Origin of the sequence: Kitasatospora sp. NPDC008115 (genome assembly GCF_042957205.1) — a bacterium.
Taxonomy (GTDB): domain Bacteria; phylum Actinomycetota; class Actinomycetes; order Streptomycetales; family Streptomycetaceae; genus Kitasatospora.
The window spans coordinates 33,123-45,893 of the sequence record NZ_JBIBHU010000021.1 but is presented as its reverse complement, the minus strand read 5'-3'; the positions used below and the strand labels follow the sequence as shown (position 1 = coordinate 45,893).

At 73.2% G+C, this 12,771-nt stretch carries 13 protein-coding genes; 6 read left to right on the top strand and 7 right to left on the bottom strand.

The genetic code is table 11. The features are described 5' to 3' along the window. Positions 1-66: 66 nt before the first annotated feature. The 3 genes from dapF to miaA form a co-directional block, all read right to left on the bottom strand. Positions 67-978: a diaminopimelate epimerase gene (gene dapF, locus ACFZBX_RS24955; protein ID WP_391536010.1), complete on the bottom strand. Its 912-nt coding sequence runs from the start codon at positions 976-978 to the stop codon at positions 67-69. A gap of 98 nt (positions 979-1,076) precedes the next feature. Continuing rightward, positions 1,077-1,625, bottom strand: a complete 549-nt coding sequence (locus ACFZBX_RS24950; RefSeq protein WP_391536009.1) for a hypothetical protein — start codon at positions 1,623-1,625, stop codon at positions 1,077-1,079. A 228-nt stretch (positions 1,626-1,853) separates the two neighbouring features. Then, positions 1,854-2,813 (bottom strand): tRNA (adenosine(37)-N6)-dimethylallyltransferase MiaA, encoded by a 960-nt coding sequence (gene miaA, locus ACFZBX_RS24945; RefSeq protein ID WP_391536008.1) that lies wholly within the window; start codon positions 2,811-2,813, stop codon positions 1,854-1,856. A gap of 136 nt (positions 2,814-2,949) precedes the next feature. On the opposite strand from miaA, the gene ACFZBX_RS24940 reads away from it, so the two are divergent. Continuing rightward, the gene (locus tag ACFZBX_RS24940; RefSeq protein ID WP_391536007.1) at positions 2,950-3,225 is read left to right on the top strand and encodes an antitoxin; all 276 of its coding nucleotides are present in this window, start codon (positions 2,950-2,952) and stop codon (positions 3,223-3,225) included. Between the two features lie 21 nt (positions 3,226-3,246). On the opposite strand, the gene ACFZBX_RS24935 is transcribed toward ACFZBX_RS24940, so the two are convergent. Continuing rightward, a complete protein-coding gene (locus tag ACFZBX_RS24935) occupies positions 3,247-3,945 on the bottom strand; it encodes a class III extradiol dioxygenase subunit B-like domain-containing protein (RefSeq protein ID WP_391536006.1) in 699 nt (232 codons plus the stop codon). Between the two features lie 81 nt (positions 3,946-4,026). Further along, complete coding sequence (miaB, locus tag ACFZBX_RS24930) at positions 4,027-5,529, bottom strand: tRNA (N6-isopentenyl adenosine(37)-C2)-methylthiotransferase MiaB (protein ID WP_391536005.1); 1,503 nt, start codon at positions 5,527-5,529, stop codon at positions 4,027-4,029. Between the two features lie 73 nt (positions 5,530-5,602). Here miaB and ACFZBX_RS24925 point away from each other — a divergent pair, with 73 nt between their 5' ends. After that, entirely contained in the window at positions 5,603-6,610 is a 1,008-nt protein-coding gene (locus ACFZBX_RS24925) for a TAXI family TRAP transporter solute-binding subunit (protein WP_391536004.1), read from the top strand. 1 nt (position 6,611) lies between these two features. On the opposite strand, the gene ACFZBX_RS24920 is transcribed toward ACFZBX_RS24925, so the two are convergent. Continuing rightward, positions 6,612-8,048 (bottom strand): sensor histidine kinase, encoded by a 1,437-nt coding sequence (locus tag ACFZBX_RS24920; protein WP_391536003.1) that lies wholly within the window; start codon positions 8,046-8,048, stop codon positions 6,612-6,614. A gap of 6 nt (positions 8,049-8,054) precedes the next feature. Next, positions 8,055-8,807, bottom strand: a complete 753-nt coding sequence (locus ACFZBX_RS24915; protein ID WP_391536002.1) for a response regulator transcription factor — start codon at positions 8,805-8,807, stop codon at positions 8,055-8,057. 496 nt (positions 8,808-9,303) lie between these two features. Here ACFZBX_RS24915 and ACFZBX_RS24910 point away from each other — a divergent pair, with 496 nt between their 5' ends. From ACFZBX_RS24910 to ACFZBX_RS24895, 4 genes are all read left to right on the top strand, one after another. Further along, on the top strand, positions 9,304-10,077 hold the full coding sequence (locus ACFZBX_RS24910) for an amino acid ABC transporter ATP-binding protein (protein WP_391536001.1): 774 nt from the start codon (positions 9,304-9,306) through the stop codon (positions 10,075-10,077). A gap of 133 nt (positions 10,078-10,210) precedes the next feature. After that, complete coding sequence (locus ACFZBX_RS24905) at positions 10,211-11,119, top strand: glutamate ABC transporter substrate-binding protein (protein WP_391536000.1); 909 nt, start codon at positions 10,211-10,213, stop codon at positions 11,117-11,119. 47 nt (positions 11,120-11,166) lie between these two features. After that, positions 11,167-11,820: an amino acid ABC transporter permease gene (locus ACFZBX_RS24900; RefSeq protein ID WP_391535999.1), complete on the top strand. Its 654-nt coding sequence runs from the start codon at positions 11,167-11,169 to the stop codon at positions 11,818-11,820. Beyond that, entirely contained in the window at positions 11,817-12,668 is an 852-nt protein-coding gene (locus ACFZBX_RS24895; protein WP_391535998.1) for an amino acid ABC transporter permease, read from the top strand. Before ACFZBX_RS24900 ends, ACFZBX_RS24895 begins: the two co-directional genes overlap by 4 nt. The last annotated feature ends 103 nt before the right edge of the window (positions 12,669-12,771 follow it).

Genomic DNA, 12,771 nt, shown 5'->3' with positions numbered 1-12,771 from the left:
TCACTCGAACGGGGGGATTCGATCCCGGACGAAATGGGCAAACGCGGGCCGTCGGGTGACGTCGGGTCAGGCTCCGCGCACCAGCGCCGACCAGGACGGGTCCAGTTCGCCGCGGGCGACGACGACCGCCGGACCGGTCTTCTCCACCCGGCCGTCCGGGTGCTCGGTGATCGTCAGCCGGCCGCCCAGGACGTCCACCGTGTACGTGACGGCCTCACCGGTGACCGCCGGGTCCACGCCGTCCCGGCGGGCGGCGGCCACCGCGACGGCGCACGCGCCGGTGCCGCAGGAGCGGGTCTCGCCGGAGCCGCGCTCGTGCACCCGCATCGCGACGTGCCGCGGCCCCCGGTCCACCACGAACTCGACGTTGACGCCCTCCGGGTAGACGCCCTCGGGGCTCACCGGCGGCGCGGTGCGCAGGTCGCCGGCGTGGTCCAGGCTCTCGACGAAGGCGACCGCGTGCGGGTTGCCCATGTTGACGTTCAGGGCCGGCCAGGTCCGGCCGCCGACCGTCACCTCGATCCCGTCCGGACCGGGCAGCAGGGCGCGCCCCATGTCGACGGTGATCTCGCCGGGCGTGCCGTCCTCGGCGTCCTCGGCGACCCGCACGGTCCGCAGTCCGGCCCGGGTGGCCACCGGCAGCTCGCCCGGCTTCGCCAGCCCGGCCTCGACCAGGTAGCGGGCGAAGACGCGGACGCCGTTGCCGCACATCTCGCCGATCGAGCCGTCGGAGTTGCGGTAGTCCATGAACCACTCGGCCCGGTCGGCCTGGCCGGCCGCCACCGGGTCGGCGGCGGAGCGCACCACGCGCAGCAGCCCGTCACCACCGATGCCCGACCGGCGGTCGCACAGCGCGGCCACGGCCTCGGGGCCGATGTCCAGCCGGCCCTCCGGGTCGGGGACGATCACGAAGTCGTTCTGGGTGCCGTGCCCCTTGAGGAAGGGGAGGCCGACGGGCTGCGCGGAGGATGCGGTCACCCTCCCGATGGTACCGAGGAGCACCGGACCGCCGCGCTCCGGTTCCCGGGGCGAAAGGGCCCGGGGCGCCCCGGGGGGCGGGCGGAGGAATCCGGTGGCTACCGTCCGGAGAGCCGGACCACCCGGTACAGCGCCAGCGCGCAGGCGGCCAGCACGATCAGCGTGTAGATCACGATCGCCTTCCACCCGGCCCGCTCGCCGGTGCCGCGGCGCGGCAGGCCGGGCCACTTGTACCCCGCGTGCCGGGCCGCCATCGCGCCCCAGCCGAGCGAGGCCGCGGTGAGCAACAGGCCGAGCATCCCGATCATCGCCGAGCCCGCCCCGGCCGAGCCGAAGGCCAGCGGGAAGGCGAACATCAGCGAGCCGGCGGTGGCCACCAGGGCGATCGGCAGGGTCTGCCACCAGCGGAGCCGGCGGCGCGGCCGGATCTCCCGCTCGTGCACCGCGCCGGCGGGGGCGCGGGTGTCCAGGGCCGGCAGCGCGACCGCGTAGGAGGTGGGCCCGTCGAGGCCGGGCAGCACCGGCAGGTCGGGCAGCGTCGAGGAGTCCAGGTCGTCGGCCTGTGCCGTGGCACTGCCGCCGTTGCCGGGCGCACCGTTCACGGACCTGGCGCTCTGGCCGGTTTCGGGGCCGGTACCCGTGGACACGCGGCCTCCCCTGACAGTTCGACACGAGTGCGGACTCGCGGTCGGGCACGGTCGGCCCGCCCGGGCCGACCCTTATGGCATCGATGATGGCATGTCCAGAGTGGCGTTCCGGGCCTGACCGGGGCAGACGGGTGATCCGTGGCCATCACGTGATCCGGCCGTGACCGCCATGCCGTCCTGCACGCCCGTCTGCGCGCGCAACTGCACCGCCGGATGGCCGGAAAGCGCCTACCGGACGGCGGATTCCTGACGGTCGATCAGTTCCAGCGACCGGTCCAGCAGCGCGACCGGGTCGGTGCCGGCCGGCCTGGCGAGCCAGTGGATCCGGTCGTCCCGGCGGAACCAGGACTCCTGCCGGCGGGCGAACCGCTTGGTGGCCCGGACCGTCTCGGCGCGCGCCTCGTCCTCCGTGCACGCGCCGGCGAAGTGGTCGAGCACCTGCTGGTAGCCGAGCGCCCGGGAGGCCGTCCGGCCGTCGCGCAGCCCGGCCTTCTCCAGCTCCCGCACCTCCTCCAGCAGGCCGTCCCGCCACATCCGGTCGACCCGCAGGGTGATCCGCTCGTCCAGCTCGGGGCGCGGCACGGCGACGCCGATCTGCACCGCGTCGTACACGGCGGTGTTGCTCGGCAGGTTGGCGGTGAACGGCTGCCCGGTGATCTCGATGACCTCCAGCGCCCGGACGATCCGCCGGCCGTTGCCGGTCAGGATCGCCTCGGCCGCGGCCGGGTCCAGCCCGGCCAGCCGGCGGTGCAGCGCGTACGGGCCGACCTGCTCCAGTTCCTCCTCCAGCCGGGCACGGACCACGGGGTCGGTGCCCGGGAACTCCATCTCGTCGATCGCCGCCCGGACGTACAGGCCGGAGCCGCCGACCAGCACGGGGGTGCGGCCGGCCGCGAGCAGGCGGTCGATCCCGGCCCGGGCCAGCCGCTGGTACTCGGCCACGCTGGCGGCCTCGGTGACGTCCCAGACGTCCAGCAGGTGGTGCGGGATGCCGCCGCGCTCCTCCTCGGTGAGCTTGGCGGTGCCGATGTCCATGCCGCGGTAGAGCTGCATCGAGTCGGTGTTGATCACCTCGCCGCCGAGGGCGCGGGCCAGGGCGACGGCCAGGTCGGACTTGCCGGCGGCGGTCGCGCCGACGACCGAGACGACGCGGGGGCGGGCGGACTGGGCGGTGGTGGGGCTGCTCACCGGTCAAGTCTGCCAGGGAACGCCCGCTCGCCGTCGGGCCGGCCGGTTGCGACCGGTTTCAGCCGATCCGCCCTCTTGCGAACGGTTCCGCCCTGACGGACGTTGTGAGAGGAACAGAGAGGAAGGGTGAGGCGTCATGGGTCTGATGGACAACCTCAAGGGCAAGGCCGGAGAGCTCAAGGGCAAGGCCAGCGAGTTCGCCGGCAAGCACAGCGACCAGATCGGGAGCGCGGTGGAGAAGGCCGGCGGAGCGATCGACAAGGCCACCAAGGGCAAGTACACCGAGAAGATCGAGCACGGCACCAGCAAGGCCAAGGGCGCCGTGGACGACTTCGCCCACAAGCCCCAGGCCCCCGGCGCCACGGCGGACGGTACCCCGGGCCCGGGCGGCACCCCAGGCCCGACCGGCTGACCGGCCCCGGCGGCCCGGCCCTCAGCTCCAGGAGGCGACCAGGTACCCGACGCCGTACGGCGCGTCCTGGTACCCCAGCCGCGCGGTGAGGCCGGCGCCCTCGGCGGCGCCGGCCAGCACCTGCCAGGGCGCCCGGCCCTCGGCCTTCAGCTCGGCGGCCAGTCCCGCGTCCAGGGCGGCCAGCGCCGCCGTGTCCGCCGAGCCCAGCGCCCGCGCCAGCCCGGCGTCGAAGCCCTCGGCGCGCTCGTCCAGGTAGCCGGGCGCCTTCAGCGACCGGCAGGCGCTGCCGTCCCCCATCACCAGCAGCCCGACCCGGTCGGCCAGCCCGGCCAGCCCCTGGCCCAGCCCGAGCATCCGGTCGGCGGGCGCGTCGGCGGGCACCGCGCAGGCGTGCGTCGGCAGCGTCACCCCGGCGCGCCCGAGCAGCCAGGCGCCGACGGTCAGCGAGGATGCCAGCTCCGGCCCCTCGGCCCGGCCTCCCGGCAGCGCGGCCACCAGCGGCACGCCGTACCGGTGGAACGACCCGGCCCCGCCCTCGGTCCACACCTCGGCCTCCGGCCCGGTGCCGACTACCACGAGCAGCTCCGGCCCGGCCGCGAGCACCACCCCGAGCGCCTCGTCGCAGGCCGCGCGCAGCGGCTCCAGCTCGGCCGCCGCCCCGGCGGCGACCTCGGGGACGAGCAGCGGCGGACAGGGACAGACGGCGGCGGCAACCAGCATGTGGATCACTCTAGCCAAGAACGCCGAACGGCCCGGCAGGACCGAAGGGTCCCGCCGGGCCGCACGCGCGTTCGGACGCGGTCAGTCGCCGCAGCAGGCGCCGCCGGCCGGGGCGGCGAGCGGCAGCGCCGCCGGGGCGCCGATCGACGGCAGGCCCAGCATCACGCCGGCCGGCTTGGCGGCGGGCTTGGCCTGGCGCTTCTCCCAGGCGTCGCCCGCCCGGGTGCGGCGCACCGAGAGCGCCGGGCCCTCGGCCAGCAGGTGGTGCGGGGCGGCGTAGGTGATCTCCACCGTGACCATGTCGCCCGGGCGGACCGGCTCGGCGGGCCTGGTGAAGTGCACCAGCCGGTTGTCGGGCGCCCGGCCGGAGAGCCGGTCGGTCCTGTCGTCCTTCTTGCCCTCGCCCTCGGCGACCAGGATCTCCAGGGTGCGGCCGACCTGCTTCTTGTTCTCCTCCCAGGAGATCTCCTCCTGGAGGGCGATCAGCCGGTCGTAGCGGGCCTGGACGACCGCCTTCGGGATCTGGTCGTCCATCTCGGCGGCCGGGGTGCCCGGGCGCTTGGAGTACTGGAAGGTGAAGGCGTTGGTGAAGCGGGCCTCGCGGACGACCTTCATGGTCTCCTCGAAGTCCTCCTCGGTCTCGCCGGGGAAGCCCACGATGATGTCGGTGGAGATGGCCGCGTCCGGCATCGCCTCCCGCACCTTGCGGATGATGTTCAGGAAGCGCTCCTGCCGGTAGGAGCGGCGCATCGCCTTCAGGACGGTGTCGGAGCCGGACTGCAGCGGCATGTGCAGCTGGTGCATCACGCTCGGGGTCTCGGCCATCGCGGCGATCACGTCGTCGGTGAAGTCGCGCGGGTGCGGCGAGGTGAAGCGGATCCGCTCCAGGCCCTCGATCTGGCCGGCGGCGCGCAGCAGCTTGGAGAAGGCCTCGCGGTCGCCCAGGTCGGAGCCGTAGGCGTTGACGTTCTGGCCGAGCAGGGTGACCTCGATGACGCCCTCGTCGACCAGCGCCTCGATCTCGGCGAGGACGTCGCCGGGGCGGCGGTCCTCCTCCTTGCCGCGCAGCGCGGGGACGATGCAGAAGGTGCACGTGTTGTTGCAGCCGACCGAGATCGCGACCCACGCGGCGTAGGCGGACTCCCGGCGGGTGGGCAGCGTGGAGGGGAAGGTCTCCAGCGACTCCAGGATCTCGACCTGGGCCTTGCGCTCGACCGCGGCCCGCTCCAGCAGGGCCGGCAGGTGGCCGATGTTGTGAGTGCCGAAGACCACGTCGACCCAGGGGGCCTTGCGGACGATGGTGTCGCGGTCCTTCTGCGCCAGGCAGCCGCCGACGGCGATCTGCATGCCCTGGTGGCGGCTCTTGACCGGGGCCAGCTGCCCGAGGTTGCCGTACAGCTTGTTGTCGGCGTTCTCCCGCACCGCGCAGGTGTTGAACACCACCAGGTCGGGGTCGCCGTCCCGCCCGGCCTTGACGTACCCCGCGTCCTCCAGCAGCCCGGAGAGCCGCTCGGAGTCGTGGACGTTCATCTGGCAGCCGTACGTGACGACCTTGTAGCTCTTCGATCCGCTGTCACCGCTCACCCAACCAGAGTACGGGCACCCGTGAAGAGGTTTTCCCTCCCGTTCGGCCGATGCGCCTGGCACTATCCCTTCCATGGCCCCCCGCACCCCCTCCCGTCTCCGCGCCGCGGCCCGCCGGCCGCTGTGGCGGATCGTGCTGGCCCTGGTGCTGGTGCTCACGGGCCTGGGCGGCTGGTGGCTGTCGACGGACGGCTCGGCGGGGCGCCCCAGCGGCGAGACCAGGCTGGCCACCGGCGTCGAGCAGGGCGTGTACGACCGGTACGGCAAGCTGCTGGACGCCCACCTGGCCAAGGCGATGCCCGGGGTCCGGCTGGAGCTGGACAACTCCGAGGGCTCGATCGACAACCTGGCCCGGGTCACCTCGGGCCGGGACGACTTCGCGATCGCCACCGCCGACTCCGTGGCCCAGTACACCGGCCCCGGCCGGGAGAAGCTGCGGGCCATCGCCCGGCTCTACGACGACTACCTCCAGCTGATCGTGCCGGCCGGCTCCCCCGTGCACAGCGCCGCCGACCTCAAGGGCCTGCGGGTCGGGGTCGGCCAGTCGCTCTCCGGTGTGAACCTGGTGACCCGCCGGCTGCTGGCGGCCGCCGGGCTGAACCCGGACCGCGACATCACCCCGGCGTTCCTGGGCATCGGCGACGCGGCGAACGAGCTGCGGGCCGGGCAACTGGACGCGTTCTTCTGGTCCGGCGGCCTGCCGACCACCGCGCTCACCGAGCTGTCCGAGCACGTCAGGATCCGGATCGTGCCGCTGGGCGACCTCGCCGAGCGGGTCCACCTGGTCGAGGGCGGCGGGACGGACGCCTACCGGGCGGCCACCATGCCGAAGGGCACCTACCCGAAGGCCGAGCCGCAGGCGGCGGTCGCCACCGTCGCCGTGCCCAACCTGCTGATCACCCGGGCGGACGTGGACGACGACCTGGTCCAGGGCATGACCCGGGCGGTGATCGACAGCCGCGACCAGATCGGCGCCCAGGTGCACGCCGCCCAGCTGGTCGACCTGCGCACCGCCGTCTACACCGACCCGCTCCCGCTGCACGAGGGCGCGGCCCGCTACTACCGCTCGGTGAAGCCCTGAGCTAGGCCTTCCTGCGCTCCGCCCGGGGCACCGCGAGGGTGACCGCGAGGCCGGACGGGGTCGCGGTGCCGAAGGTGAGCGAGCCGCCGGCCGCCTGGAGCAGGGTGCGGGCGATCGACAGCCCGAGGCCCGAGCCGTCCACGTTCTGGTGCCGGGTGCTGCGCCAGAAGCGGTCGCCGGCCCTGGCCAGCTCCTCCTCGGTGAGGCCGGGGCCCTGGTCCGAGACGGTCACCGCGACCTCTTCCTGCCGCACGGCGACCAGCGCCCGCACCCGGCTCCCCGCGGGGCCGAACTTCAGCGCGTTGTCGAGCACCGCGTCCAGCGCGCTGCCGAAACCGATCGGGTCCGCCATGCCGAGCGCCAGCGCCGGGCCCTCCCAGACCAGCTCGATCCCGCGCCGCCCGGCCAGCGGCCGCCAGGCGTCCACCCGCTCCAGGGTGAGCACGGCCAGGTCGGTGGGCTCGGGCTCGGGGCGGGCGTGCTCGGCGGTGGCCAGCCCGAGCAGGTCGTCCAGCACCCGGGCCAGCCGGGCGCCCTCCTCGCGCACCCCGCCGAGCTCCTCTTCGTGCCCCTCGGGCAGTTCCAGGCCCAGCAGCTCGACCCGCAGCAGCAGCGCCGCCAGCGGGTTGCGCAGCTGGTGCGAGGCGTCGGCGACGAAGGCCTTCTGCTGGTCCAGGGCGAGCACCACGTGGTCGGCCATCTCGTTGAACGAGCGGGCGAGCCGCTGCAGCTCGGGCGGGCCGCCGCCGGGCGCCACCCGGGCGTTCATCCGGCCGGTGGCGATGTCGTGGGTGGCCCGGTCCAGGGTGCGGACCGGGCGCAGCACCCACTCGGTGAGCCGGGCGGCGAGCAGCACCGCGACGATCATCGCGGCGGCCTCGCCGGCCCCGATCACCAGCCACTTGCGCACCACCCGGGCGCGAAGCGCCTCGGTCGGGGACTCGCTGAGCACCACGGCGACCACGTCGCCGTCGCGGACCACCGGGGTGGCGACGGTGAGCGTGCGGTCCGGGGTCCACGGCCAGACCTGCGGCGGGTTGTGGCTGCGCCGGCCGTCCAGCGCCTCCTGGAAGGCCTGGTCGGCCCAGCCGCTGGCGGGCACCCGCCAGTCGGACGGGGCGACCGCGATCGGCATGCCGTCGCGCTGGAAGATGCCGATCCGCACCCCGTAGAGCTCGTGGTAGCGCGCCACCTCGGTGTCCAGCGCGTGCCGGCGGCTGAGGTCGCCGGGGGCGGGCTGGGGGTCGCCCTTGAGCGCGGACTCCAGGCCGGAACCGGAGGTCGGCAGGTCCTGCGCGAACCGGGCGGCGTCGTCGAGCCGGTCGACGACCACCCGGCTCTGCTCGGCGGCCGCGAACGCCGCCGCGAGCGGCATGCCGAGCGCGGCGAGCACGCAGAGCATCAGCGACAGCAGGATGCCGAGCAGGCGGGTGCGCACGTGCGGTCAGTGCTCCGCGCGGGCCGGGGGCTGGCTGTCGGCGGCGGTGGGGCACTCGGGTATCAGCCGGTAGCCGACGCCCCGGACCGCCTCGACCAGGCCGGGCAGGGCGAGCTTGGTGCGCAGCGAGCCGATGTGCACCTCCAGGGTGCGGCCGTTGCCCTCCCAGCCGCTTCGCCAGACCTCGCTGAAGATCTGCTCGCGGCGGTAGACCACGCCGGGGCTCTGCGCGAGCAGCGCCAGCAGGTCGAACTCCTTGCGGGTGAGCGGCACGTCCCGGCCGTCGACGCTGACCCGGCGGCGCTCGCGGTCGATCACGATGCCGCGGGACTCCAGCGGGCCGCGCTGCTGCGGGACGGCGTCCGGGGCGGGCACGGCGACGGCGGCGGGGGCGGCGCCGCGGCGGGCGACGGCGTGGATCCGGGCGAGCAGCTCGCCCATGTCGTAGGGCTTGGTGATGTAGTCGTCGGCTCCGAGGTTGAGGCCGTGGATCCGGGAGCGTATGTCGGCGCGCGCGGTCACCATGATCACCGGCACGCCGCTGCCGGCCCGGATCCGGCTGCAGACCTCGAAGCCGTCCCGGTCGGGCAGGCCGAGGTCGAGCAGGACCACCCGGTAGGGCTCGTTGCCGTCCGGCACCAGGGCGTCCAGCGCCTCGTGGCCGCTGCGGGCGTGCCGGACCTGGAAACCGTGCCGGCCCAGGACCGCGACCAGCGCGGCGGCCACCCGTTCGTCGTCCTCGACGAGCAGCAGTCGCATGTGTCTCCTCCTCTCCCGGACGGTGCTCCGGGGGTCTCCCGCGGTCTCTCCCGCGGCCGTCGTACGGTCGTGACGGCTCCCCCTGCCGGGCAAGGTCCCGGTTCTGCGCAGTATGGGCCAGGTACGGCCCGGACGCCAGGCTCGGCCGGTGACGGCGGCCGGGGCGCGCGGCCCCGCCGGGGCTCCGCGATCATGGCCGCCGCTGTCGTCGGGCGCCCGCTCGCCTCCGGGGCGCTCTTGTCCGGCGCCGACGGTCGGCGGCCGCCGACGCTGCCACTGTGCCCGGTACGGCCCCCGGTGAACAGCACCCGCCGATCGTGTGGCCGGATCGTGATCCTCAAGTTCCGCTCAGATCGGCTGACGAGACATCGTCAGGCCTCCTATGGTCGCCCCACCGAGGGTCGCGACTCCGCCGGTCGCGGCCCTCGGATTCCTACCGCCATTGCCGCCCAAGGGAGTTAGCCTCCCCCGCGGCCGACCAGAGGGAGCCGGCGCGATGACCACGAGCCTCGGGAAGGACTCCCGCGCCGACGCCGATCCGCTGGTGGTCCTGCGCAACGTGAACAAGCACTTCGGTGCGCTGCACGTGCTCCAGGACATCGACCTGGAGATCCGGCAGGGCGAGGTGGTCGTGCTGATCGGCCCGTCCGGCTCGGGCAAGTCCACCCTGTGCCGGACGATCAACCGGCTGGAGACCATCGACTCCGGAACGATCACCATCGACGGCCGCCCGCTGCCCGCCGAGGGCCGCGAGCTGGCCCGGCTGCGGGCCGAGGTCGGCATGGTGTTCCAGAGCTTCAACCTGTTCGCCCACAAGACCGTGCTGGAGAACGTGGTCCTCGGCCAGGTCAAGGTCCGCGGCATCGCCCGCGACCAGGCCGTGGCGACCGCCCGGGAGCTGCTGGACCGGGTCGGCGTCGGCGCCCAGGCCGCGAAGTTCCCGGCCCAGCTGTCCGGCGGCCAGCAGCAGCGCGTCGCGATCGCCCGGGCGCTGGCGATGAACCCGAAGGTGATGCTCTTCGACGAGCCCACCTCGGCGCTCGACCCCGAGATGATCAACGAGGTGCTGGAGGTCATGCGCCGGCTGGCCGCCGACGGCATGACCATGGTGGTCGTCACCCACGAGATGGGCTTCGCCCGCTCCGCCGCCAACCGGGTCCTGTTCATGGCCGACGGCCGGATCGTCGAGCAGAACACCCCGGAGGCCTTCTTCACCGCGCCGCGCTCCGAGCGCGCCAAGGACTTCCTCTCCAAGATCCTGCACCACTGACTCCCCCGGGCCGGATCCCGGCCGACGGCGGCAAGGGCGCCGCCGCGCGCCCGCCCGCCCGCTTGCCCCACCTTCGAACTTCCCTTCGCCAGAGCCCGGTTGAACCGTGGCCCAGCCCGAGGAGAGCACCCTCATGAGGACTCGTCGCACCTTCGCCGTCGCGCTCTGTGCCGTCGCGCTCACCGCCACCGCCGCCTGCGGCAAGGACGGCACCCCCGGCGCCGCCGCCACCGGTGCCGGCGGCACCCCCGCACCGGCCCTGCCCACCTACGCCGTGAAGACCGACGTCAAGGTGGACTCGGCGATCCTGGCCGCCGCCAAGCAGCGCGGCCAACTGATCATCGGCGCCAAGGCCGACCAGCCGTTCCTCGGCTTCGAGGACCTCGCCACCGGCGACCGCAGCGGCTTCGACATCGAGATCGCCAAGATGGTCGCCGCCGACCTCGGCTTCACCCCGCAGCAGATCAAGTGGCAGACCCTGGTCTCCTCGCAGCGCGAGCCGGCCATCTCCAAGGGCCAGATCGACTTCTACGTCGGCACCTACAGCATCAACGACGAGCGCAAGAAGACCGTCTCCTTCGCCGGGCCGTACTACATCGCCGGCCAGGACCTGCTGGTCAAGGCCGACAACACCGCCATCACCGGCCCGGACTCGCTGAACGGCAAGAACGTCTGCACCGCCACCGGCTCGACCTCGATCAAGAACATCGAGAAGTACTCGCCGAAGATCACCCAGTTCGACACCTACTCGGCCTGCGTCGAGAAGCTGTCGTCCGGCGAGGTCGACGCGGTCACCACCGACGACGCCATCCTCAAGGGCTACGCCTCCAAGTACGCGCCCAAGCTCAAGGTGGTCGGCCAGACGTTCACCAAGGAGAACTACGGCGTCGGCCTGAACAAGGACGACAAGGCGCTGCGCGACGCGATCAACGACGCGATCAAGGCCCACCAGGACAACGGCGACTGGAAGAAGGCCTACGACGCCACCCTCGGCCTCTCCGGCTCCACCGCGCCGCAGCCGCCGGCCCTCGACCGCTACTGATCCGCCCGACCCCCGGGTCGACGAACCCCTGAGAGGAGGGCCGCCGGATGGGCTTCCTGTTCGAGAACGGCAACTTCGCGCTGTTCCGCGACGGCTTCCTGCAGACGATCGAGCTGAGCGCGCTCAGCGCGCTGCTCGCCCTGCTGCTGGGCACCCTGCTGGCGGCCTTCCGGGTCTCCCCGATCCCGGTCCTGCGGGCCTTCGGCACCCTGTGGGTGACGATCTTCCGCAACACCCCGCTGACCGTGCTGTTCTTCGCCGTGACCTTCGGCCTCCCGCCGCTCGGCGTGCACTTCGACCACCTCACCTTCGCGGTGCTGGCGCTCGGCGGCTACACCGCCGCGTTCGTCTGCGAGGTGCTGCGCTCCGGCATCAACACGGTGCCGCTCGGCCAGGCCGAGGCCGCCCGCAGCCTCGGCCTGACCTTCGGCCAGACCCTGGTGCACATCGTCCTGCCGCAGGCGGCCCGAACCGTGCTGGCGCCGATGAGCAGCGTCTTCATCGCCCTGCCCAGGAACTCCGCGATCGCCGGCGCGTTCAGCGTCGGCGAGCTGTACAGCGTCCAGCAGGGGTTCTCCGACGGGGACGGCTACTCGATCTTCGCGATCTTCTTCTGGGTGGCCTGCGCCTACCTGCTGATCAGCGCCACCGTCGCCCTGCTGTTCCGCTTCCTGGAGTCCCGACTGGCGGTGGCCCGATGAGCAAGCTCCTCACCCGTCCCACGACGGCCGGCGTCCTCTTCGACGCCCCCGGCCCCAGGGCCCGCACCCGCTACCGGGTCTTCGGGGTGCTCTCGCTGCTCGGCATCGCCGGGCTGCTCTGGTACGCCTTCAGCGCGCTGAACGACAACGGCCAGTTCGACCCCCTGCTCTGGGACGCGTTCCAGTACACGACCATCCAGCAGCGGATCGTCGACGGCCTGCTCGCCACCCTGCGGGCCTTCGGGCTGGCCGCGGTGTTCTCGCTGGTGCTGGGCGCGCTGCTGGCCGCCGGGCAGCTCTCCGACCACCGGCCGGTGCGCTGGGCGTGCGTCTCCTTCGTCCAGTTCTTCCGGGCGATGCCGCTGCTGATCCTGATCGTCGCCCTCTACTACGGGTTCTTCGCCAAGGACCCGCTGTGGGCGCTGGTGCTCGGGCTCAGCCTCTACAACGGCTCGGTCCAGGCGGAGATCATCCGCAGCGGCGTCAACGCCGTCCCCCGGGGCCAGGGCGAGGCGGCGTTCGCGCTCGGGATGCGCAAGACCCAGGTGATGACGACCATCCTGGTCCCGCAGGCGGTCCGCTCGATGCTGCCCTCGATGATCGGCCAGCTGGTCGTCACCCTCAAGGACACCTCGCTCGGCTTCGTCATCACCTACTCCGAGCTGCTCTTTGTCGGCAAGGCCATCGCCACCCAGCCGATCAACGCCGCGGGCTTCCCCTACATCCCCGTGGTGCTCGTGATCGGGCCCGTCTACATCGCGATGTGCCTGCTGCTCACCGCGCTCGCCCGGTGGATCGAGGCACGCGGCCGAAGCGGCGCGAACCGGCGCACTTCATCTGCTGCTTGACGGGCACGCAGGTGAACTGTTGCATTGCTCTTCGTGACACCATCCGGGAGCATCCACGCGGCATATGACGCCACCTCGTCGAACGGCCCCTGCCCGGAGGTCC

Coding starts and splice junctions, on each gene's coding strand:
- ACFZBX_RS24915 (WP_391536002.1), bottom strand. CDS start 8,807: ATGCGACTGCTGCTCGTCGAGGACGACGAACGGGTGGCCGCCGCGCTG.
- ACFZBX_RS24935 (WP_391536006.1), bottom strand. CDS start 3,945: ATGCTGGTTGCCGCCGCCGTCTGTCCCTGTCCGCCGCTGCTCGTCCCC.
- ACFZBX_RS24905 (WP_391536000.1), top strand. CDS start 10,211: ATGAGGACTCGTCGCACCTTCGCCGTCGCGCTCTGTGCCGTCGCGCTC.
- ACFZBX_RS24925 (WP_391536004.1), top strand. CDS start 5,603: ATGGCCCCCCGCACCCCCTCCCGTCTCCGCGCCGCGGCCCGCCGGCCG.
- ACFZBX_RS24895 (WP_391535998.1), top strand. CDS start 11,817: ATGAGCAAGCTCCTCACCCGTCCCACGACGGCCGGCGTCCTCTTCGAC.
- ACFZBX_RS24900 (WP_391535999.1), top strand. CDS start 11,167: ATGGGCTTCCTGTTCGAGAACGGCAACTTCGCGCTGTTCCGCGACGGC.
- ACFZBX_RS24910 (WP_391536001.1), top strand. CDS start 9,304: ATGACCACGAGCCTCGGGAAGGACTCCCGCGCCGACGCCGATCCGCTG.
- ACFZBX_RS24940 (WP_391536007.1), top strand. CDS start 2,950: ATGGGTCTGATGGACAACCTCAAGGGCAAGGCCGGAGAGCTCAAGGGC.